At 70.6% G+C, this 20,547-nt stretch carries 20 protein-coding genes; 4 read left to right on the top strand and 16 right to left on the bottom strand.

Going from position 1 to position 20,547, the window contains the following annotated elements; genetic code table 11:
* Positions 1–27: 27 nt before the first annotated feature.
* The gene (locus tag BUB75_RS12805) at positions 28–936 is read right to left on the bottom strand and encodes a LysR family transcriptional regulator (RefSeq protein ID WP_073256313.1); all 909 of its coding nucleotides are present in this window, start codon (positions 934–936) and stop codon (positions 28–30) included.
* Between the two features lie 79 nt (positions 937–1,015).
* Between BUB75_RS12805 and BUB75_RS12810 the strand changes: the two genes are divergently transcribed.
* Complete coding sequence (locus BUB75_RS12810; protein WP_073256316.1) at positions 1,016–2,053, top strand: aldo/keto reductase; 1,038 nt, start codon at positions 1,016–1,018, stop codon at positions 2,051–2,053.
* Here BUB75_RS12810 and BUB75_RS12815 read toward each other — a convergent pair.
* The 10 genes from BUB75_RS12815 to BUB75_RS12860 form a co-directional block, all read right to left on the bottom strand.
* Entirely contained in the window at positions 2,050–2,457 is a 408-nt protein-coding gene (locus BUB75_RS12815; RefSeq protein WP_073256319.1) for a Zn-ribbon domain-containing OB-fold protein, read from the bottom strand. The genes BUB75_RS12810 and BUB75_RS12815 overlap by 4 nt on opposite strands.
* Before the next feature lies 1 nt (position 2,458).
* Positions 2,459–3,610: a thiolase family protein gene (locus tag BUB75_RS12820; RefSeq protein ID WP_073256322.1), complete on the bottom strand. Its 1,152-nt coding sequence runs from the start codon at positions 3,608–3,610 to the stop codon at positions 2,459–2,461.
* Complete coding sequence (locus tag BUB75_RS12825; protein WP_073256325.1) at positions 3,607–4,389, bottom strand: crotonase/enoyl-CoA hydratase family protein; 783 nt, start codon at positions 4,387–4,389, stop codon at positions 3,607–3,609. Before BUB75_RS12825 ends, BUB75_RS12820 begins: the two co-directional genes overlap by 4 nt.
* Positions 4,386–6,812: a CaiB/BaiF CoA transferase family protein gene (locus BUB75_RS12830; protein WP_073256328.1), complete on the bottom strand. Its 2,427-nt coding sequence runs from the start codon at positions 6,810–6,812 to the stop codon at positions 4,386–4,388. Before BUB75_RS12830 ends, BUB75_RS12825 begins: the two co-directional genes overlap by 4 nt.
* Positions 6,813–7,074: 262 nt before the next feature.
* Positions 7,075–7,293 (bottom strand): hypothetical protein, encoded by a 219-nt coding sequence (locus BUB75_RS46210; protein WP_178379850.1) that lies wholly within the window; start codon positions 7,291–7,293, stop codon positions 7,075–7,077.
* A gap of 31 nt (positions 7,294–7,324) precedes the next feature.
* Entirely contained in the window at positions 7,325–7,750 is a 426-nt protein-coding gene (locus BUB75_RS12840; protein WP_073256334.1) for a Zn-ribbon domain-containing OB-fold protein, read from the bottom strand.
* Complete coding sequence (locus BUB75_RS12845) at positions 7,747–8,940, bottom strand: thiolase C-terminal domain-containing protein (RefSeq protein ID WP_073256337.1); 1,194 nt, start codon at positions 8,938–8,940, stop codon at positions 7,747–7,749. Before BUB75_RS12845 ends, BUB75_RS12840 begins: the two co-directional genes overlap by 4 nt.
* Positions 8,937–10,112, bottom strand: coding sequence for an amidohydrolase family protein (locus BUB75_RS12850; RefSeq protein ID WP_073256340.1), 1,176 nt, complete (start codon positions 10,110–10,112; stop codon positions 8,937–8,939). Before BUB75_RS12850 ends, BUB75_RS12845 begins: the two co-directional genes overlap by 4 nt.
* 89 nt (positions 10,113–10,201) lie before the next feature.
* The gene (locus BUB75_RS12855; RefSeq protein WP_073256343.1) at positions 10,202–11,182 is read right to left on the bottom strand and encodes a DUF2889 domain-containing protein; all 981 of its coding nucleotides are present in this window, start codon (positions 11,180–11,182) and stop codon (positions 10,202–10,204) included.
* A gap of 4 nt (positions 11,183–11,186) precedes the next feature.
* Positions 11,187–11,960, bottom strand: coding sequence for an enoyl-CoA hydratase/isomerase family protein (locus BUB75_RS12860; protein ID WP_073256347.1), 774 nt, complete (start codon positions 11,958–11,960; stop codon positions 11,187–11,189).
* A gap of 67 nt (positions 11,961–12,027) precedes the next feature.
* On the opposite strand from BUB75_RS12860, the gene BUB75_RS12865 reads away from it, so the two are divergent.
* Both BUB75_RS12865 and BUB75_RS12870 read left to right on the top strand, forming a co-directional pair.
* Positions 12,028–12,471, top strand: a complete 444-nt coding sequence (locus tag BUB75_RS12865) for a nuclear transport factor 2 family protein (RefSeq protein ID WP_073256350.1) — start codon at positions 12,028–12,030, stop codon at positions 12,469–12,471.
* A complete protein-coding gene (locus BUB75_RS12870; protein WP_073256353.1) occupies positions 12,468–13,241 on the top strand; it encodes an enoyl-CoA hydratase in 774 nt (257 codons plus the stop codon). The genes BUB75_RS12865 and BUB75_RS12870 overlap by 4 nt, the downstream gene beginning before the upstream one ends.
* Positions 13,242–13,262: 21 nt before the next feature.
* Here BUB75_RS12870 and BUB75_RS12875 read toward each other — a convergent pair whose 3' ends face one another.
* From BUB75_RS12875 to BUB75_RS12895, 5 genes are all read right to left on the bottom strand, one after another.
* Positions 13,263–14,435, bottom strand: a complete 1,173-nt coding sequence (locus BUB75_RS12875) for an acyl-CoA dehydrogenase family protein (protein ID WP_073256356.1) — start codon at positions 14,433–14,435, stop codon at positions 13,263–13,265.
* A 14-nt stretch (positions 14,436–14,449) separates the two neighbouring features.
* Positions 14,450–15,571, bottom strand: coding sequence for an acyl-CoA dehydrogenase family protein (locus BUB75_RS12880; RefSeq protein WP_073256359.1), 1,122 nt, complete (start codon positions 15,569–15,571; stop codon positions 14,450–14,452).
* Positions 15,561–17,105 carry a class I adenylate-forming enzyme family protein gene (locus BUB75_RS12885; protein WP_073256362.1) on the bottom strand — a complete coding sequence of 515 codons (1,545 nt, stop codon included), beginning with the start codon at positions 17,103–17,105 and terminating at the stop codon, positions 15,561–15,563. The genes BUB75_RS12880 and BUB75_RS12885 overlap by 11 nt, the downstream gene beginning before the upstream one ends.
* Before the next feature lies 1 nt (position 17,106).
* Positions 17,107–18,618: a class I adenylate-forming enzyme family protein gene (locus BUB75_RS12890; protein ID WP_073256365.1), complete on the bottom strand. Its 1,512-nt coding sequence runs from the start codon at positions 18,616–18,618 to the stop codon at positions 17,107–17,109.
* A gap of 164 nt (positions 18,619–18,782) precedes the next feature.
* Complete coding sequence (locus BUB75_RS12895) at positions 18,783–19,568, bottom strand: FadR/GntR family transcriptional regulator (protein ID WP_218617468.1); 786 nt, start codon at positions 19,566–19,568, stop codon at positions 18,783–18,785.
* Between the two features lie 212 nt (positions 19,569–19,780).
* Between BUB75_RS12895 and BUB75_RS12900 the strand changes: the two genes are divergently transcribed.
* A complete protein-coding gene (locus tag BUB75_RS12900; RefSeq protein WP_073256368.1) occupies positions 19,781–20,545 on the top strand; it encodes an SDR family NAD(P)-dependent oxidoreductase in 765 nt (254 codons plus the stop codon).
* The last annotated feature ends 2 nt before the right edge of the window (positions 20,546–20,547 follow it).

Consider the following 20,547-nt stretch of genomic DNA (forward strand, 5'->3'; position numbering starts at 1 on the left):
CTATCTATCTAAACGAAGTGATCTCACTCAGAACCGCTGCAGCGTCGCCCTCCGGAGCTCCGCCAACACCTCCGCCAACACCGGGTCACGCAGGGCGCGTTCGGCCGGCCAGGCTACGCCTACCTCGAACAGCGGACCGGGGTCCCGGAGCGGGACCACCGCGTACTCCGGCCCGTCGAACACCCGCGCACCCGGCTGCCGCGGGTCGCCGAGCACCAACGACAGGCTCCGGTAGCGGGTGATGTGCGCGGCGACCTGCACGGCGTCGTCGTGCGGGAGATCAACGATCCGGGTGATGCCCGCGTCGATCAGGAACCGGCGGAGGTTACCCACGGCCGCCGGGTGGACCTTGCCGGAGATCATCAACACCTGACGCCGCGTCAGCTCGCCGATGTCCACCGAGTCCCGGCCCGCGAACTCGTCATCCGCGCGCATCGCGACCGCGAACCGGTACCGGCCGATCGGCAACGAGTCGAGCCCCGGCACGTCCACCGGCAGATGCACGACGGCCAGGTCGAGTCTGCCCGCCGCGAGCCGCCCGAAGAGCTGCTGGGACGGCTCGAGCGTCAGATCGGCATCGACCGCGGGACGCACCGCCGCCAGCGTGTCCAGCACGAGGTCGAGAGCGCCCGGCGGTGCGAGCGGCGTCGCGCCGATCCGACGCGTCGGGACGGCGTCGGCGGCCAGGGAGCCGAACGCGCGAAGCGCGTCGAAACGCTCCAGGACATCCCGGGCGGCCGGGAGGAACTCCGTGGCGACGGCGGTCAGCTCGACCGTGTGGTAGCCGCGGACGAACAGATCGGCGCCGAGCTCGCGTTCGAGTTCGCGGATCCGGCGGGAGAGCGGCGATGCCGTCAGGTGCAGCCGCTCGGCGGCTCGCCCGAAGTGGCGTTCCTCGGCGACCGCGACGAAGTAGCGAAGCTGCTGGATATCCATGCCGTACCCAGTTTAGGGAGCACCCGGGCCGCCTCAGCGGCTAGCCTCGACGACACAAACAAAGGAAGCTAGGTACACCATGCGCTACCGCAAGCTCGGCCGCACCGGGGTCGAGGTCAGCGTGCAGTGCCTCGGCGCCATGATGTTCGGCGCCATCGGCAACCGCGACCACGACGAGTCGGAGCGGATCATTCACCGCGCGCTGGACGCCGGGATCAACTTCGTCGACACCGCCGACGTGTACTCCCGCGGCGAGAGCGAACAGATCGTCGGCAAGGCCCTCCGCGGCCGGCGCGACGACGTCGTGCTCGCCACCAAGTGCTTCAACCCCATGGGTGACGACCGCAACCAACGCGGCGGCTCCCGGCGCTGGATCACCCGGGCCATCGAGGACAGCCTGCGGCGGCTCGGCACCGACTACATCGACCTCTACCAGGTGCACCGCCACGACTGGGACACCGACCTGGAGGAGACACTCGGCGCGCTGACCGACCTCGTCCGCGCCGGGAAGGTCCGCTACCTCGGCTCCTCGACGTTTCCCGCGGACTGGATCGTCGAGGCGCAGTGGGCGGCGCACCGTCGACGCAGCGAGCGGTTCGTCTGTGAGCAGCCGCAGTACTCGATCTTCGCCCGCTCGGTGGAGAAGGCCGTGCTGCCGGCCACCCTGCGGCACGGGATGGGCGTCATTCCGTGGAGCCCGCTCGCGGGCGGATGGCTCACCGGAAAGTACCGGCGCGGAGCGGACGCACCGGCCGGTTCCCGGTATGCCGAGGGTGGCGCGATGGCCCGGATGCGTCGCCACAGCCTCGAAGACGATCCGGCCACACCGATCCGCTACGAAGCCGTCGAGGCGCTGCAGAAGATCGCCGACGACGCCGGGCTCTCCCTCACCCACCTGTCGCTGGCCTTCGTCGACGCCCACCCGGCGGTGACGTCGACGATCATCGGCCCGAAGACGAAGGAGCAACTCGACGACGTCCTCGGTGCCGCCGAGGTGACGCTGGACGCCGGCGTCCTGGACGCGATCGACGAGGTCGTGCGGCCCGGCACGGACATCGCCGGCACCGCCCACATGACCGGCGACCCCTCTCTCAAGCCCGGGAACCGACGACGCTAAGTCTTCGACGGCCGGGAGGGGGCCGCGCTGCGAAAGACCGGAACGGCTTCGGCGTCGGGCTCGGGGCGTTCGAAGGCGACGGTGACCCGCTGTCCGCCGGTGATCGCATCCGGGTCGACGTCGACGAGCTGGGTGTGTAGCCACGGTCCCTCGTCCAGCTCGACGATCGCCACGACCGTGCACTCCCCGTCGCGGCCGTGCACGACCGACCAGCTCACCACCGATCCGGTTCCGTTCGCCGGCGTCCAGGCCAGCCGGTCGGATCCGCAGGCGTCACACGTCCGGGACTGCGGAGCCAACAGGTCCCCGGAGTCCTCGCAACGCCGGATCAGCAGGTGGCCGGCGGCCGTTCCGTCGAAGAACTCCGCAGTCGCCGCGTCGCGGTGCACGCTTCCGACAGCCATGTCACGCTCCCAGAATCAGCGTCGAGTGATGGTCGAGGACGCCGCCGTTGCCGCTCACCAGCACGAGGTCGTGCCGGTCGGCCTGTCGGTCGCCGCCCTGGCCGCGGGCCTGGATGATCGCCTCCGAGAGCGGCGTCATGCCCCACATGTAGTACGAGGACAGCTGGCCCCCGCCGGTGTTCACCTTCAGCGGCCCGTTCGGGCCCAGCGCGCCGCCGGCCACGAACTCACCGCCCTCGCCCTTCGCGCAGAACCCGTAGTCCTCCAGCGAGATCAGCACCGTGAACGTGTAGCAGTCGTACAGCTCGACCACGTCGATGTCCGCGAGCGTCACCCCGGCCATCTTCAGCGCTGCCGGCCCCGACTGGGCGGCGCCGCTGACCAGGCCGAACTCGCTGCCGCGAGCCATCGGGTATCCGGGGTGCGACTGCCCCCAGCCGAGCACGCTCACGGCCGGCTGCCGCAGATCCGCGGCCCGCTCGGCCGAGGTCACGATCACCGCGACGCCGCCGTTGCTGACCAGGCAGCAGTCGAAGAGGTGGAACGGGTCGGCGATCATCCGGGAGGCCTGGTGGTCTTCCAGCGTGATCGGCGTCCGCATCTGAGCCAGCGGGTTGCGCACGGCCCACTCCCGCTGCGCGACCGCGATCGCGCCGAGCTGCTCGCTGGTCGTCCCGTAGGTCAGCATGTGACGCCGGGCGGCGAGCGCGTACATCGGGTTGGCGCCGAGGATCCCGCTGGCCGCCGTCAGCCCGCGCCAGCCCTTCAGCCGCGTTCCGCGGCCGGCGTACGCGGCCCCTCCGCCGACCTTCTCCTTGAGGGGGGCGTCCGCGAAGACGCAGGCGACGACGTCGGCCATGCCTGCGGCGACGGCCATCGACGCGTACTGCACCATGGCGCCTGCCGAGGACCCGTACGCCTGGATCTCCGACAGCAGCCGCAGGTTGAGGAGGCCCAGATCGCGCTGAAGCCCCAGGCTGACGTCGCTGGCCAGCCCGGCATTGGTCAGCAGACCGTCGACGTCGGACAGTGCCAGACCGGCGTCGGCGACGGCGAGACGAATCGCCTCGGCGCCGAAGTCCGCGGCCGTGCGCCCGTAGATCTTGCCCATCGGGGTGATGCCGAGACCGGCGATCGCGGCGCCCGCGCTCATCGTGCCCTCCAGATCGGGGCCCGCTTCTCGGCGAACGCCCGTGGCCCCTCGGCGGCGTCCTCGGACCGCAGGATCGCCGCCGTTTCCGCGTCGTTCTGGGCCCAGGCCGCCTCCTCCGCCGCGACCTGTCCGTCCCGGATGCCCCGGGCGATCCGCTTGCTGGCCTGAACCGCCAGTGGCGCGTTGGCCGCGATCCGGTCGGCCAGCGCCAGCGCCTCGTCCACGACTTTGTCGGCGGCGACCACCCGGTTGACCAGACCGAGACGCTGCGCGGTCGGCGCGTCGATCGGCTCGCCGGTGAGCATGAGTTCCATGGCGATTTTGGGCGGAACCTGCGCGGGCATCCGGAACACACCGCCGGCCGCGGCGATCAGGCCGCGCTTGACCTCGGGCAGCCCGAACCGGGCGGTCTCGGCCGCGACGACCAGGTCGCTGGCCAGCGCCAGCTCGGTGCCGCCGCCGAGCGCGAAGCCGTTCACCGCGGCGATCGTCGGGACGCTCACCGGATGGGCGACGTAGCCGGCGAAGCCCCAAGCGGCGCGGCCCTCGGGGATCAGCCGCTCGCCCCGAGCCAGGGCCTTGAGGTCGGCCCCGGCGCAGAACGCCTTGTCCCCGGCACCGGTGAGCACGAACGCGCGGATCTCCGGGTCGCGGTCGGCTTCGTCCAACGCGTCGCCGAGCAGTTCGGCGACCTCGAGGTTGATGGCGTTCCGGGCGTCCGGCCGGTTGAGCGTAGCGAGGAGGACGTGTCCCCTCCGCTCCACCAGTACAGCGGTCATGAAGGCTCTCCTTCGGAAATCTCGCTCTCCTCGAGGACCCCGGCCGCGAGCAACGCCTCGATGCGGGCGTCGTCGAGGCCGAGGAGCTCGCGGGCGATCTCGCGGGTGTGCTGACCGGCCAGCGGGGCGGGCCGGAGTTCGGGCTCGGCGACGTGCTCGAACCGCGCCGGACCGGCCTCGGTGAGGAATTCGTGGCCGATGAACGGATGGGTCACCGGCCGGAGGAAACCGCGTGCGGCGAGCTGGGGATCCGCCGGATATTCGGTCAGCCGCTGCATCGCGCCCGCCGGCACTCCGGCGTCCTGAAGTAACGCCATGACCTCGCGCGGAGCGAGGGTGGCGGTCCACTCGGCCAGCTGCGCGTCGAGCTTCTCCCTGGCGGCGATCCGGCCGGCCGCGGTGGCCAGCGCCGGGTCCGCGGCCCAGTCGAGCCGGCCGAGGACACCGCACAGCCGCTGCCAGTCGTCGTCGGTCCGGACCGTGATCGCGCACCACTCGTCCTCACCGAGGCACGGGTAGACACCGTAGGGAGCGTTCCACTCGCCGGCGTTGCCGAGCGCCCGGAAGGTTGCCGGTTCCAGCGACTCGCGGAGGAACTCGGGTGCGAACTGAGTGAACGTCGTCTCGGCCTGGGCGATGCTCACCGTGCCGCCGGTACCGGTCCGCACGCGCTCGATCAGCAGGGCCAGCACCGCGGTGGCGCCGACCCGGGCGGCGATGTGGTCGGGGTAGATGGTGCTGGCGTCGCTGAAGCTGCCTTCGACGTCGGGATAGCGCCAGAGTTCGGTCAGCCCGACGGATGCGCGGACGAGCGGGCCGTAGCCCATCCGCTTCGCCCACGGTCCGGTGGATCCGAGCGCGCTGCTGTCGGCCATGATCAGCCGCGGGTTGAGCGCCTTCAGGTCCGTGTACCCTAGACCGAGCGACTCGAGCGTCCCCGGCTTGAAGTTCGACAGGATGACGTCCGCGTCGGTGGCCAGCCGGCGGAACAGGTTCGCACCCTCCGGGCTGCGCAGGTCGAGGCCGAGGCTGCGCTTGTTGCGGTGTCCCCAGGCGAACGTCACCGAGAGGCGTTCGCCGCGGGCCGACTGGCGGCTGCCGTCAGGGAACGCGCGGTTCTCCACCTTGATCACGTCCGCACCCTGATCGGCGAGCAACCGGCCGAGTTCGGCGCCGACGACGATGACACCCAGGTCCAGAACCCGCAGCCCGGCCAGTGGCCGGCGACGGCCCGGAACCGGGGCAGGCTCGGGAGTCGGGCGTGGCTGCCACTCGGCCAGGACGGCCGCGGTGTGCTCACCGGGCGCCGGAGCGCGGTGACGGAAACCGGCGTGGACGCCGTCCAGCTCGGCCGGGCCGGTCGGCATCCGAGCCGACAGACCAGCGGCGATCTCCGCGTCGACGAACCCGCCGCGGACGGCGAAATGGTCGCCGTGCAGGACCTCTCCGGGGCTCAGCAGCGCCGCGATCGGCACCCCGTGGCGCTGCCCCTCGGCCACCAGTTCGTCCCGCGAGCGGTCACGGAAGAGGTCGCCGATCAGCGCGTACAGCTGCTTCGCCGCGCGGAAGCGGACGTGCGTCGCGTCGTACTTCGGGTCGGCGAACTCGGCCGGCTCTCCCAGCCAGGTGAACATCCCCCGCCACTGCCGCTTGGCCAGCAGGCAGATCCGGACGTATCCGTCCGCGCACGGGAAGATCGGGTAGAGATGGCGCGCGTCCGGCCGCCCCCGGGGCATTTCCGGCGCCGGCACCCCGCCGGTGGCCGATCCGGCGATGCCGTAACCCGGGTCGACGACCTGCGCGGTCATCTCGTAGACCGCCGCGTCGACGTGGTCGCCGACGCCGGTGTCGAGACGGTTCCGATACGCGACCAGCGCCGCCCACGCCGCCTGCAGCGCGGCCGACTCCCCCGCCAGGTGCCCTGGCGGCATCAGCGGCGGCAGACCGGGCAGCCCGTTGCGTGCCAGGACACCGCCCATCGCCAGCTGGGTCCAGTCGGTGGCCACCCAGTCGCGGTACGGGCCGTCCTGGCCGAAGTCGGTGATCGAGACGACGATCACCCGGGGGTTACGGGCTCGCAGCTCGTCGGGGCCCAGCCCGACCGCAGCTAACTCGCCCGGCCGACCGGACTCGATCAGCAGGTCCGCCGCGTCGACCAACCGGAGGAAGGCGTCCCGGTCGTCACGGAGGTCGAGCGTGATCCCGCGCTTGTTGGCGTTGTAGGCCGCGAAGTAGAGGCTCACGCCCTGGTGGAGCGGCACCTTCCGGCGAGCGCCGGCACCGCCCGGCGGTTCGAGAAGGACGACATCCGCGCCGAGGTCCGCGAGATAGCGTCCGCAGAGCTCACCGGAGCCGTCGGTCAGGTCGAGAACCCGTACACCCGCTAGGGGCTGACGGATGGGTACGCCGGCGAACTCGCTCATCGCGGTGCCGCCTCTCTGCGTCGCTGGAAGGAACCGACGTCAGACCGGCCGCGAGAAAGCGGGCCGGGACGTCGGTGTCCCGGGGGGAGATGGTGGTGGACGGTGGCGATCTCGTCCGATGTCCTCACTGTCGCACTCGTTCCCGGAGGTGCCCAGGTCCGATTCGGCGACGTACACGTGACGCGAACGGCAATGCGCACCCCTCGACTGAGACACCGCGAGGGCCGCCACCGTCCAACGGTGGCGGCCCCGTCGCGGCCGGTCAGAAACCGATCGATTCCTTGGTGTGCTTCTGGGCCATCAGCAGGCCGTCCGCCTGCGAGATCGCTGTGACGTCCCACTCGCCGCAGGTGCAGTGGCAGGCGTAGCTGCCATCGTCCTGCGGCAGCACCGACTGGGCGTCGCACCCGCCGCCGACGTTGGCCAGCGCGGAGATGAACTCCTTCGGCGAATCGTGGAGAGTGCTCTCCTCTTCCTCCATGCGGTCCATCCTCCTTCGGACTCTGCGCGTTTCAGGCTGGGACACTGCGGAACAACGGCAACTTCCAGCCGTCGGAGATCGGCCCGAACGTCACGTGCAACGGCATTCCGATGTAGACGTCGTCCGGCGCGACGTCGATGACGTTGCTGACAAGCCGGGCACCGGGCGCGTCCGGCAGGTCGACGACGACCGGCACCAGCGTGATGTCCGGCAGGCCGGGGAACCCGTGCACGACCGCGAAACTGAACACGGTCGCCTGGCCGGACAGCTCCACCCACTCGACGTCGGTCGACCGGCACTCCGGGCAGAACGGGGTCGGCGGCAACCGGAAATGGCCGCAGCGGGCGCACTTCGGGGCCACCAGCCGCTCGTCCTTGGCCGCGTTCCAGAACGGTTCGGTCGCCGGGTCGGTCGCGATCCGGACGTACTCCGGCGGCAGCGCCGTCGCGGTGGTCACGAGTCCCTCCCCAGGATCAGGCCGCTGACCGGCAGCGCCGCCGGCCCACCGGTGACCAGCGCCAGCTCCGCTCCAGCGACCTGGTTGACCGCCTCGCCGCGCATCTGCTCGACGGCTTCCTTGATGTGCGTCATGCCGATGATGTACGCCTCGGACAGCTGACCACCGTGGGTGTTGACCGGGAGCGAGCCACCGTCGTAACGGATCGCGCCGCTCTCCACGAAGTCGCCGCCCTCACCCTTCTTGCAGAACCCGTAGTCCTCCAGCTGCATGAGAACCATCGGCGTGAAGTGGTCGTAGAGCAAGGCGACGTCGATGTCGGCCGGGGTCACCCCCGCCCGCTGGTAGAGCCGGTCGGCGATCGCGGCGTGCCCGGAGGAGGCGAACGTGTCGTCCGGCATTCCCATCCACGCGAACGCCCGGCCCCAGTCCTTGTGGCCGCCGTGAGCAGCCGCGATCACCGGCACCGGCTTCTGCCGCAGATCGCGGGCACGCTCCAGGCTGGTGGTGACCACCGCGACCGCGCCGTCGGTCTCCAGGCAGAAGTCGAACAGGCAGAGCGGCTCGGCGATCATCCGCGCGTTGAAGTAGTCGTCCAGCGTGATCGGATCGCGCTTGAGCGCCGTCGGCCGGTTGGCAGCGTTGAGACGCTGCGAGATCGCGATTTCGGCGAACGCCTCCCGCCGGGTGCCGTAGTTGTGCATGTGCCTGCGGGCCAGCACCGACATCAGATGACCGGGGCCGGACAGTCCGGACGGCTGGAGGAACGAGCCCAGCGGCGTCGGCGGAACCGCGGCGAAGACGCTGCCCAGCCGCTGGCGGGCCTGCTGCAGCGTCATCACGGTGACGACCACGGTGGCGTCGCCGGCGACGATCGCCGCGCGGGCCAGACCGATCGAACCGGCGGAACCACCGCCGCCCGAGGTCAGCGCGGCGCTGAATGTCACCTCGGGAATGCCGAGGGTCTCCATGAACGTCGCGGTGTCCATCGTCTCGCCGTAGCCGGCGCCCGCGCCGGAGTAGTAGGCGAAGCCGTCGATGTCGGCGACCGAGAGGCCGGCGTCCTCGCACGCGGCGAGGATCGCCTTGCCTGCCATCTCGGTGCTCGTCTGCGGCCAGGAGGTCCCACGCTTGTAGTACGGCGTGGCACCGACCCCGACGATCGCGACGTCCGGAACCGTCCGGGTCATGCCTGGCTCTGCGGAGCCGGTGCGCCGACGGCCGGCGGTTCGCCGATGACGCCGGGGAACAGCTCGTTGAACGTGCCGATCGTGATGCGGTGCCGCACGTCGTCCGGTACACCGTCGAAGAGCTCGTGCAGCGTCTCCTGGGTGTGGCCGAAAGTGCCTTCCATGTGCGGGTAGTCGCTGCCCCACATGACGTTGCGGTACCCGTGGTGCATCACCGTCGGGATCGCCGACTTGTCGTGCTGGAACGAGGCGTAGACCTGCTCGTAGAGGATCTCTGCCGGCGCCCGGGACAGCTTCGGCCGCACCGCCATCGAGTGCTGCCGGTAACCCTCGGTCATCCGGTCGGCCAGGAACGGGACCCAGGAGGCGCCACCCTCGGCGATCAGCACCTTCAGGTTGGGGTGCTGGTCGAGCGCGCCGCTGGTGACCAGCTTCATCGCGGCCCGCTGGCCGGAGAACGTGGTCTCGGTGTAGTTGAGCACCGCGCCGCCGGGGCCGCGATAGGTGACGCCGACGGCCTGACCGGACGCGAGGTCGACCGGGTCGGTGCCGACATGGAAGGCCAGCACCATGTTGGCTTCCTGCGCCGCGGCCCAGAACGGCATCCAGTACTTGTTGTTCCAATCCGGCTGCGCCGGGTGCGGCGTCGTCGGCAGGAAGACGGCCCGGTAGCCCAGGCCCGCCGCACGCTGCAGCTCGGCGATCGCGTCCTCGACCAGCAGCGTCGAGACCTGCGCGGTCGGCACCAGGCGCGGCGAGACCTTCATGATCGCGTCGATCGCCCAGTCGTTGCTGACCTTCAGCGCCTCGCGCAACACCTCCGGCGTGCGGAACGACGAGCTCCACATGCCCAGCGACGGGAAGACGACCTCGGCCCAGACGCCTTCCTGGTCCAGGTCGGCGAGGCGGAGCTTCGCGTCCTTCGCACCCGGCGCCCGGTTGGACAGGTCGTAGAACTCCTGCTGCGCGACGTTCGGCAGCCGACGGCGGAACGACTGTCCATCGATGTGCACGGTCTCCCAGAGCCCGTCGGGGTCCTTCTCGGCCCGCGGCACCAGGTCGGCGAGGCGCTTGGGCAGGTTGGACGACCAGAGGTCATCGGGCTCCAGGAAATGCGAGTCCCCGGAGTTGGCCCAGATCTTCGCCGGTGCTTCGGTGGCTGTCGCCGTCATGGCTTCCTCCAGATCGGTGTCGCAACGTGCGCGTTACGTACGAGGCTGCCCGCGCCGGACGGCAATGTCAATAACTTAGTGCACTAGCTTTACAGCGTAAAAATGGTCGGCAAATCCGCGAGTGCCCGCATCTGGTCGTTGAGGTGCGTGCAGGTCGAGATGCCGATGAACTCCGCCCGCACCAGAGGCCGGACGGTGCGCACGTCCTGACCGACGAGTCGGCTCGCGCTCGCCGCCGCAGCCGGGCACTCGACCCACGGCAGCACCCGCGGCGTGGCCACCATCGCGCGGATCGTGAAGTCGACCGGATCGACCTGACCCCGAAGCGTGTATTCGTGGATGACGGTCTCCCCACCTTCCGGATCGACGTGCGAGTCGCGGTACAGGCTGTCCACCTCGATCACGCCGCCCGCCGACCAGACGTCCAGACGCCGGGCCCGCCGCACGGCGTGGGCCGTCAGCGGGGGCCGCGAATGCCAGGCGTCCGGGTCGGCGTCCAGCGACGGCGCCTCCGGCCCGGTCACCACCGGGATCAGACGATCCCGCTCGATGCCGACCATGATCGTGCCGCCGCTGCGCCAGCCGGAACAGAGGTCCGCGGTCGTGCGGCGCTCGAGCGCCTCCTCGGTGGGGTGGATCCCGCCCGCGCCGAGCGCGTAACCACTGACCAGCGTCGCGACCGGGAAGTCGTCCAGGAGGAGGTGCAACCTCGTGGCCTGCTCGTACTGGTCGGGCAGGGCGGCCTGGACGCGTCGCCGGAATCCGCTGCCGACGGTGTCGCCGACCAGGCTTTCCAACCGTGGTTCGGCCGGGTCGCTCGCGATGCGCCGGAGCGTCCAGCCACCGGTGAAGTCGATCTCCGCGTCGAGACTCGTCATGGCCCGCACCTCGACGTCGCCGTCGGCGCCCGTCCGGACGTCCCGCGCGCGTGCGTCGACCACGACACGGCCGAGCAGACCGTCCGGCCGGAGCATGTCCACGGTGCTGGTCCGCCGGACGGACCCCGGCCGTCGCGGAGGCGTGCCGGTGGTGGGCTCGTGGATCCCGTGGCGCGGGTGCAACGGACGCACGGCGCTACCGGATCTGAGGCTTGGGCTTGGTGAACCCGGTGCGCTGCGCCTGCGAGTCGACGATCATCGAGCCGAGCCGGGTGTAGACCATGCCTTGTTTCTGCCCGTCCAGCGGCGCCGAGCCGAGCGTCTCCCAAATGGCCCGCACGGTCCCCTGGATCGCCGCCGGTGGCTTGTCCGCGATGATCGCGGCCAGCTCCGCCGCCCGCTTCCACAAGTCCTCGCGGGGTAGCACCTCGCTGACCAGCCCGACCTCGAGGGCACGGCGTGCCGAGATCCGCTCGTCGAGACCGAGCAGAGCCATCCGCAACACCTCACCCAGCGGGATCCGGTGCGCGAGACCAATCGGTTCGCAGGCCGCGACCATGCCGTAGCTGGTGTGCGGGTCGAAGAACGTCGCATCCTCGGAGCAGATCGCGATGTCGCACTCGTTGACCCAGTACAGCGCGCCGCCGGCGACCATTCCGTGGAGGGCGACGATCACCGGCTTCCAGACCGAGTTCTGCCGTGGGCCGAGCGAAACCCCCGGGTCGATCTGGCTCCAGATGTTGTCCGGCAGGAAGATGCCCTCCGATACGTCCACCCCAGTGGAGAACGCCCGCTCTCCCGCGGCCCGCAGGACGACCACCCGCACGTCGTCATCGACGCGAACCTGCTCCCAGACCCGGACGAACTCGTCCAGCATCGCCTGGTTGAACGAGTTCAGCTTGTCCGGGCGGTTCAGCGTCACCGTCGCGACGTGTTCGGCCACCTCGTAGGTGATCGTCTCGAAATCCATCGGGCGCTCCTTTGTGCCGCAGCTAGGCTGACTGTAGCTTACTTAGCTACCTACTTTGGGAGCCTCGATGACCGCCGAACCGGCTAGTCTCGCCGCTAGGGAAGCCGTTCGGGACACGCTCGCCGCGTACACCCACGCCGGTGATCGGTATCGCCTCGACGACCTGGCGGCCCTGTTCACCGAGGACGGCGTCCTGGAAATCCGGGGGCGGGAACCCGCCCGGGGCCGGGCTGCGATCGTCGCCGCGTTGACCGCGCCGGGTGGCGAGTCGAGGACCACTCGCTTCTTCGTTCGCCACTTCGTGACGAACGTCTGGTTCGAAGAGCTCACGGTGGACGTCGCCCGAGTCGCGTCGTACTTCGCGGTGCTCACGCCGTCCGGGCTCGACCACTGGGGCCGGTACCGCGACGAGTTGGTCCCGGTCGGCGATCGCTGGCTGTTCCGGCACCGCCGGGTCACCGTCGACGCGGCGGCACCGGATTCCTCGGTTCCGGCGGAACTGCTGCGATGACCGCGTTCTCGTTTCCGGACGTGCCGGGGCTGCGCCTGGACGAGCCCCGCCCCGGCGTCCTGCTCGTCACGCTCGACCGGCCGGAACAGCGCAACGCGCTGAACTACGACCTGCGCAGGGGGCTGGTGCGGCTGTGCCGTGGGCTCGCCGACGACAGGTCCGTGCGGGCGCTGGTGCTCACCGGCGCCGACCCGGCGTTCTGCGGTGGCGTCGACCTGCGCGAGCAGCTGGCCCCGGACGCGCGGCCTCGGCCCGAACGAACCAACCCGGCGCAGACACTGCGCACGCTGGACCTGCCGGTGATCGGCGCGATCAACGGTCCGTGCGTGACCGGCGGCCTGGAGGTCGCGCTCTCGTGCGCGTTTCTGATCGCCTCCGAACGCGCGACGTTCGCCGACACCCATGCCCGGCTCGGCTTGGTCCCGGGCTGGGGCATGAGCGCTCTCCTGCCCCGCGCGGTCGGTGTCCGGACGGCCCGCAGGATGACGCTGACCGGCGAACCGATCGACGCGTCGACGGCCCTGGCCCTGGGGCTGGTGACCGAGGTGGTTCCGCATGCGGAGCTGCTCGGACGCGCGCTCGCGGTGGCCGAACAGGTCGCTTCCTGCGACGAACGCGCGGCACGGGCGTCGATGCGGCTCTACGCGAGCACCGACGGGACGACGCTCGCGCATGCGCTGGGTGTCGAGGCAGACACCGCGGCGTCCTGGTCCCGGTCGGCCGACGGCACCCGCGACCGGTTCGCCGGGATGCTGCGCCGGGACGGCTGAGCGGACCGTCCCGGCGACCGCTCAGCGCGGTGGCATCGCCGGGTCGCGCGGGAGTCCGAGGACCTGCTCCGCGATCGTGTTCCGCTGGATCTCCGCGGTTCCCGCGCCGATCGTCGAGGCCCGGGTGCGGAGCATGCCACCCACCCAGCGGCCTCGCTGGACCGCGTCCTCGTCGTCGGTGGCCAACGCGCCGTACCCGCCGAGGAGGTCCGTCGCGAAGACGTGCAGCTCCTTCTCGAACTCGCTGTTGTACAGGCGCGAGATCGACGACGACGGTCCGGGCTCACCGCTGACCATGGTTTGCGCGATCGAGCGCAGTGCGTTGACCTCCATCAGACGCGCGCGGATGTCGAAGTCGACCAGCCTGCGACGGAGCCCGGCGTCGGCCGTGACCCCACGCTCCTTGGCCAGCGCGATCAGCTCGTCCATGATCCGGCGGTAGAACGCACCCTGATTCAGCGCGCCCGCGGAGCGCTCGTGGCCGAGCGTCGTGCGGGTGATGCGCCACCCGTCGTTCTCCTCACCGACCCGGTTCGCCACCGGGACCCGCACGTCGTCGAGGAAGATCTCGCAGAAGTGCGCCGCACCGGTCAGGTCACGCAGCGGCCGGACCTCGACGCCGGGTGCGTGCGCGTCGATCAGTAAATAGGTGATGCCGTGCTGCCGGGAGTCCGGCGCACCGGTCCGGACCAGCGCGAAGAACATGTCCGCGATCTCGGCGTTGCTGTTCCAGATCTTCTGCCCGGTCACCACGTAGTGGTCTCCGTCGGGGACGGCGGACGTCCGCAGCGAGGGCAGGTCGGAGCCGGCGCCCGGCTCGGAGAACGCCTGCGCCCAGAGCTCGTCGGCCCGGAGCATCGGCTTGATGAACCGCTCACGTTGCTCCGGCGTCCCGTGCTTGATGATCGTCGGACCGACCATCTCCATGCCCGTTCCCGGATGGCCGGGGACCCGGGCTCGGGCCATCTCCTGCTGGTAGATGACCTGCTGGGTGAACGGAAGATCCATCCCGCCGACCGCTAGTGGCCAGCTCGGACCGGCGAAGCCGTGGTCGAACTTGGTCGCCGCCCAGTCCCGGGCCCATCGCAGCCGGGCGTCCTTGCCCTTCGGTGGCTTGCCCGGCGCGTGTTCCGCCAGAAACGCCCGCAGCGTCGTGCGGAACTTCTCGTCCTCGTCGCTCCAGGTGAGCTGCATGTCCGCGTCCTCCTTCAGATGCCGACGAGTGCGGCGAGCCGGTCACGGTGAGTTTCGGGGGTACCGAAGAGCAGCTGACTCGACTTCGCCCGCCGGAAGTAGAGGTGCGCGTCGTGCTCCCAGGTGTAGCCGATCCCGCCGTGGATCTGGATGTTCTCCGCCGCCACGTCGACGTAGGCATCAGCGCAGTAGGCCGCGGCCAACGCCGAGGCCAACGACGCCTCCGACGAGGAGTCCGCAGCGGCCCAGGCGGCGTAGTAGGCCGCCGATTTGGCCGTCTCGACCCGGACCATCATGTCGGCTGCCTTGTGCTTGATCGCCTGGAAGCTACCGATCGGCCGGCCGAACTGCTCGCGCACCTTCGCGTACTCCACCGCCATGTCGAGGCAGCGGGCGGCGCCGCCGGCCTGCTCGGCCGCGAGCGCAGCCACTGCCCGGTCCAACGCCACGCGCAGCCCGGGCTCGGCAGCGCCCTCGGCCCCGACCAAGCGGGCCGGCGTGCCCTCGAACCGGATCCGGGCCAGCGGGCGGGTCAGATCGAGCGGTGCCATGTTCTCCCGGGCCAGGTTCTCGGCGTCCCCCGCGACGGCGAACAGCCCGAGCCCGGCCTCACTCCGGGCGACGACCAGGACGAGGTCGGCGCTGACGCCGTCGGTGACGAACGCCTTCTCGCCGGTCAGCCGCCAGGTCCCGTCCCCGCCCGCCGCGGTCGTGGTCACCGCGGCCAGGTCGATGCCACCGTCGCCGCCCCGCTCGGAGATCGCGAGGGTGGCCAGGGTCGATCCGTCCGCGATTCCGGGCAGCAGGTCTTTGCGTGCCGCCTCGTCGTCCGCGGCCAGTAGCGCGTTCACGGCCAGCCCGATCGTGCTGAAGTAGGGAACGGCGGCCAACGCGCGGCCGAGTTCCTCGAACACGACCGTGGTCTCGACCGGCCCGAAGCCGGCGCCACCGTACTCCTCCGGGATCCCGAGGCCGAGCAACCCGAGTTGCCCGGCCAGCAGGCTCCAGAGTGTTCGGTCGACGCGGTCGTCGGTCTCCAGAATCTCGCGGAGTCGCTCGCTCGACGCGCGCTCGGAGAGGAGACGACGCAGCGTCGAGCGCAACTGCTCCTGTTCGTCGGAGAAGCTAAAGTTCATCGTTGGACTCCCTGAGCAGCGTGCGGAGAGCGAACTTCTGGACTTTCCCGGCGGGGGTTCGCGGGAGGTCGTCGACCACACGGATCACCTCCGGCGTCTTCTGCCGGGCCAGGCCGGCCGCGCGAACGTGCGCGTCGGCGTCGGCCACCGTGAACGCGGCTCCCGGCCGCAGCACGACGAACGCGCCGACCCGTTCGCCGTACCGCGGGTCGGGCACCCCGACGACGGCAGCGGCGAGTACGTCCGGGTGGGTGCCGAGGACGTCCTCGACCTCTTTGGATGAGATGTTCTCGCCGCCCCGGACGATGATGTCCTTCTTGCGATCGGTGACGGTGAGGTAGCCCTCGTCATCGAACCGGCCGACGTCGCCGGTCCGGAGCCAGCCGCCCGGGAGGTACGCCGATTCGTTCAAGGACGCGTCGAGGTAGCCGAGGAACTGCTCCGGGCCGCGGACGACGATCTCGCCGTCCTGTCCGGTGGGGACGTCGGCTCCGTCGTCGTCGACCAGGCGCACCTCGTTGCCCGGCGTCACCCGGCCATCGGTGGTCAGCCGCTTCTCCTCCGGATCGGTCGCGCGACCGGAGCTGATCGTGGGGTGCTCGCTCGACCCGTAGCCGCGGTAGGCGACGATGCCGAGTTCGTTGGCCCGCGCGACGACGTGCGGCGGAACCTGAGCGGCCCCGAGCATGTAGTCGCGCAGTGACGAGAGGTCGTGACCGTGCTCGCGGGCGGCGTCCAGAATCGCCAGAAGGTGCACCGGCGCTCCCACCGAAACCGACACGCGGTACCGGCCGATCAACGCCGCGGCGGCCGCGGCGTCCCACTTCTCCAGCGACACGGTCGGGGTGGCACCGGCCAGCGCCCGGAGCAGTCCCAGGACGCCCGCGACGTGCCCGGCCGGAAAGACCGCCAGGTGTACGACGTCCGGACCTCCGGGGAAGAAGTCCGTCATTGCGGCGAGTTCGGCGAGAAGCGTCTCGGACGAGTGCTGGACGCCCTTCGGGTCGGCGGTGGTACCGGACGTGTACACGAGCAACGCCCGATCCGCGGGGTCGGCCGCGAGGCCTTCAGTCGCGTCGTGCCCGCCGAGGCGCTCCCAGGCGACGGCACCGGGCGGAACGTCCGCGTCGATCACGACGGTCGTCCGCAGCGCCGGGAGCGGACCGATCCGTGCGAGCAGGTCGGCCGCCGGGGTCGTGCCCGGCGCCACCACGAACACGGACGCCCCCGACTGGCCGAGGATGAATCCCAACTCCTTCGGGCCGTAGATCGGGACGATCGGCAGGACGACCGCGCCAAGGAGCCATCCGGCTTGCTGCGCCAGGGCGCCCTCGATCCGGTGGGGAACCTGGATCGCCACGACGTCGCCGCGGCGCACGCCCAGCGTGTGCAGCCCTGCCGCCACCGCCTCCGCGCGACGGAGATGCTCGGCCAGGGTGATCTCCACGGTTCCCCGCGGCCCGTGGTAAACGACTCGGACGTCGGGGTGCTCGGCCGCCGCCCGACGGATCTGGTCGGCGATCGTGGCGCCCATGTCAGCCGGCCACCGGCTGTGGCGGGGCTCCGAGGACCTCCAGCAGGCGCACCCGGTCGACCTTCATCGCCGCGGTGCGCGGGAACTCGTCGAGGATCGTGATCCGGGTCGGCACCTCGTACGGCGTCAGGGTTTCGCGGCAGGCCGTGATCAGGACGTCGGACGTCGGACGGTCGACGTCGGCCCGCGGGATGACCGCGGCGATCGGGACGCTACCCAACCGCTCGTGCGGAACGCCGACGACCGCCGCCTCCCGCACGGCCGGGTGCCTCTCGAGCGCCGCCTTGACGACCGCCGGATGCACCTTGAAGCCACCACGGATGATCGCGTCGTCGGCGCGGCCCTCGATCCAGAGGAAGCCGTCGTGGTCGATACGGGCGAGATCGCTGGTGCGCACCCACTCGCGCCCGCCGTTGGCCGCCTGCGCGGTGCGGATCTCCAGGATGCCGGAGGAACCGACCGGCAGTTCGGCGCCCTGATCGGTGACCACGCGCAGCGAGACACCGGGGAACGCCCGCCCTGCGGCGCCCTGCTTGGCCGGCCACCACTGGACGTGGTCGGCCTTGGTCCAACCGGCGACCGCACCGGAGAACTCGGTGGCGCCGTAGGTCATCAGGACGCGGATGCCGTACCGCTCGAGCATCGTGTCGGCCAGCGCCGGTGGGCAGGGGGCGGTGCCGGACGTCACCACCTGGAGGCTGGCCAGACGGTGCGGCGGAACGTCGGCGTCGATCAGCATCTGCATCGCCGCGGGCACCAGCCCGGCGGCCCGCGGTTTGTGCGTGTCGACCGCGTCGACCCACTCGGGGACCGTGAACCGGTCCAGCAGAACGGTCCGCCGTCCGGCGTAGATGGACGTGATGACGCCCCAGAGACCTCCGATGTGCACCATCGGGGTGGACACGATGGTCGCACCCGTCCCGAGCACGATCTTGCCGTTGCCATCGACCTTGCCGGGCATCCTCGCCGACCCGATCGACGTGGCGAGCTGGCCGTACGTCAACTGAACGCGCTTGGGCTTACCGGTCGTTCCGGACGTGAGCATCTCGATCGCGACGCCCGGGGCCGTGGGGCGATCGGTGGCGAGGATCGGCTCGACCGGCTCCATCGCGCACGTGCCGTCCCACCCCAGGACGATGATCCGGCCGTGCCGAACGATCGCGTCCCGGACGCCCGGGAGCGCCAGTGTGGTGGCTGACGCCACGACGACGGGTAGCGCGCTGGCGTCGATGTCGGCGCAGAGGCGCTCCGGCGGCTGCAACGGGCTCAACGTCGTGAGGCAGCGGTCCGTGCTGAGCAGCGACGTCGCGACGGCCGCGAACTGCGGCCGGTTCTCCAGCACCACGCCGACGCGGGCGCCGGCCCCGAGCGCCACCGCGTTCAGGATGCCGTTCAGCTTCTGCGACAGCGTCGAGAGCTGTCCCCACGTCCACGCCGTGTCACTGTGCACGACCGCGACGGTCGCGGGGGCCGCCTGCGCGAGCAGCCCCGCGAGACGCTCCTGGATCGCCATGGTCTTCCTCCCACCTCAAGCCAACGGGTAGTTCAAAAGGTTAGCTTACTTTCCTTTCTTCGGTGAGCCGATCCCCCGCACTCCGGCCCTGACATCGGAAGACCGCAAACGCCGGTGGCCCTACCCGTCGGACGGGTAGGGCCACCGGCGTGGCAGTGCGCTGTCTAGTTGAAGAGGTCCAGGACCGTGGCGGACCGCAGATCGTCACGGAGCAGCGACCGGGCGGCGGCCTCCATGTGGGCACGCCAATGCTTCTCCGCGCCCTCCGCGTCCTTGGCCTCGACCAGATCGACCAGCTTCCGGCTCGACCGCACCGACTTACGGAATTCCCGTAGATTGCGCGCGGGATCGGTGGACCGGCGGGCGACGATCGCCAGGTGCATCGCGATGATCTCGCGCAGCACGGCCGACTGGAGAGCGAGCGTTTGGTTGCGGGAGCGCTCGAGCACGAGTTCGTGGAAAGTCGTGGTCGCCGTGCTCCAGACCGGAGCGTCGACCGACGGGTCCCCGGACTCCACCAGGTTCTCCAGGCCGGCCACGCACTCGCGGAGATCTGCCACGTCTTGCGCGGTCCGGCGCTCGGCCAGCATCGCGGCGGCGGCCGTCTCGATCACTGACCGCGCCTCGTACACATCGGCCAGCGTGGTCTTGGAGTGCTGGAGCAGGAGACCCACGTACCGCGCCGCCACGTCGACGCTCGGCGCGACGATGCGCGCACCGCGCGAGCCGCGCCGGATCGCGATCAGCGATTCGGCCTCCAGAATGCGGAATGCCTCCCGGAGCGTCGGCCGGGAGACCTCGAACTGGTCCATCAAGTCGGCTTCGGAGGGCAGGCTGTCGCCTTCGACCAGCTCGCCGCGGACGATCCGGCCCCGCAGGTACGACGCGATGAGCTCGCCGGTTTTCGCGGCGCGCATTCCGCGCCCCACCGGCTCGCTGGTGGTGACCACGTACCCTCCTGTGCCCCACGGGCGCGACGACCCTCGCCCGCACTGACGGGGCATAGTTCGCTGAGTTGACTAGGAGCGGTGAGTTTACCGCACCACCCACCAGTGGAGTGCTCGCGCGGCCACGCGTTGACTTTCGTCCCACCGGCGGATAGAAGGTAGTTAACTCAGCATCCTTCTTTATCTTACTTCCTGCGTGTTTCTCGGGAGGACCGATGTCCCCGTTCGATCTGACCGGCCGCGTCGCCGTCGTGACCGGCGGAAACGGTGGAATCGGCCTCGGCATGGCCGAAGCGCTCGCCGCCGCCGGTTCCGACGTCGCGATCTGGGGCACCAACCCGGCCAAGAACGAGGCCGCAGCCGAGGTTCTCGGCCAGTACCCCGGCAAGATCCTCACGCGGCGCTGCGACGTCGGCGACCCCGACCAGGTCACCGAGGCGTTCGCCGAGACCGTCGGCACGCTCGGCCGAGTCGACGCCTTCTTCGCCAACGCCGGGATCGGCGGTGCCGACCGGAAGTTCGTCGACCTGAGCCTGGACGAGTGGCGACAGGTCACCCGGATCAACCTCGACGGGGTCTTCCTCACCTTCCAGGCCGCGGCCCGTCACATGGCCGAGAACGGCGGCGGGAGCCTGGTCGCGGTCTCCAGCATCATGGGCACGAACGTCGGCTTCCCCCGGGCCCAGGCCTATGCCGCCGCCAAGGCCGGCGTGGGCGGGCTGGTGCGTTCGTGCGCGGTGGAGCTGGCCCGGTACCAGATCCGCGTCAACGCGATCCTGCCCGGTTACGTCCGGACGGCGCTGGCCGACGGGCTAACCACCAACGAGGCGTTCACCGCCCGGACCATGCCGCACTTGCCCGCCCGCCGCTGGGGCGTGCCCGCCGACCTCGGTGCCCTCGCGGTCTACCTGGCCTGCGACGCCTCGAAGTACCAGACCGGCACCGAGACGATCGTCGACGGCGGCTTCACCCTTACCTGATC

Source organism: Cryptosporangium aurantiacum (assembly GCF_900143005.1).
GTDB classification, from domain to species: Bacteria; Actinomycetota; Actinomycetes; order Mycobacteriales; family Cryptosporangiaceae; genus Cryptosporangium; species Cryptosporangium aurantiacum.

What these genes read in the sequence shown, in the direction of transcription:
- BUB75_RS12815 (WP_073256319.1), bottom strand. Translation starts at nt 2,457, where the DNA reads ATGGCTGTCGGAAGCGTGCACCGCGACGCGGCGACTGCGGAGTTCTTC.
- BUB75_RS12900 (WP_073256368.1), top strand. Translation starts at nt 19,781, where the DNA reads ATGTCCCCGTTCGATCTGACCGGCCGCGTCGCCGTCGTGACCGGCGGA.
- BUB75_RS12865 (WP_073256350.1), top strand. Translation starts at nt 12,028, where the DNA reads ATGACCGCCGAACCGGCTAGTCTCGCCGCTAGGGAAGCCGTTCGGGAC.
- BUB75_RS12805 (WP_073256313.1), bottom strand. Translation starts at nt 936, where the DNA reads ATGGATATCCAGCAGCTTCGCTACTTCGTCGCGGTCGCCGAGGAACGC.
- BUB75_RS12810 (WP_073256316.1), top strand. Translation starts at nt 1,016, where the DNA reads ATGCGCTACCGCAAGCTCGGCCGCACCGGGGTCGAGGTCAGCGTGCAG.
- BUB75_RS12860 (WP_073256347.1), bottom strand. Translation starts at nt 11,960, where the DNA reads ATGGATTTCGAGACGATCACCTACGAGGTGGCCGAACACGTCGCGACG.
- BUB75_RS12845 (WP_073256337.1), bottom strand. Translation starts at nt 8,940, where the DNA reads ATGACCCGGACGGTTCCGGACGTCGCGATCGTCGGGGTCGGTGCCACG.
- BUB75_RS12875 (WP_073256356.1), bottom strand. Translation starts at nt 14,435, where the DNA reads ATGCAGCTCACCTGGAGCGACGAGGACGAGAAGTTCCGCACGACGCTG.
- BUB75_RS12850 (WP_073256340.1), bottom strand. Translation starts at nt 10,112, where the DNA reads ATGACGGCGACAGCCACCGAAGCACCGGCGAAGATCTGGGCCAACTCC.
- BUB75_RS12825 (WP_073256325.1), bottom strand. Translation starts at nt 4,389, where the DNA reads ATGACCGCTGTACTGGTGGAGCGGAGGGGACACGTCCTCCTCGCTACG.
- BUB75_RS46210 (WP_178379850.1), bottom strand. Translation starts at nt 7,293, where the DNA reads ATGGAGGAAGAGGAGAGCACTCTCCACGATTCGCCGAAGGAGTTCATC.
- BUB75_RS12830 (WP_073256328.1), bottom strand. Translation starts at nt 6,812, where the DNA reads ATGAGCGAGTTCGCCGGCGTACCCATCCGTCAGCCCCTAGCGGGTGTA.
- BUB75_RS12885 (WP_073256362.1), bottom strand. Translation starts at nt 17,105, where the DNA reads ATGGGCGCCACGATCGCCGACCAGATCCGTCGGGCGGCGGCCGAGCAC.
- BUB75_RS12820 (WP_073256322.1), bottom strand. Translation starts at nt 3,610, where the DNA reads ATGAGCGCGGGCGCCGCGATCGCCGGTCTCGGCATCACCCCGATGGGC.
- BUB75_RS12870 (WP_073256353.1), top strand. Translation starts at nt 12,468, where the DNA reads ATGACCGCGTTCTCGTTTCCGGACGTGCCGGGGCTGCGCCTGGACGAG.
- BUB75_RS12880 (WP_073256359.1), bottom strand. Translation starts at nt 15,571, where the DNA reads ATGAACTTTAGCTTCTCCGACGAACAGGAGCAGTTGCGCTCGACGCTG.
- BUB75_RS12890 (WP_073256365.1), bottom strand. Translation starts at nt 18,618, where the DNA reads ATGGCGATCCAGGAGCGTCTCGCGGGGCTGCTCGCGCAGGCGGCCCCC.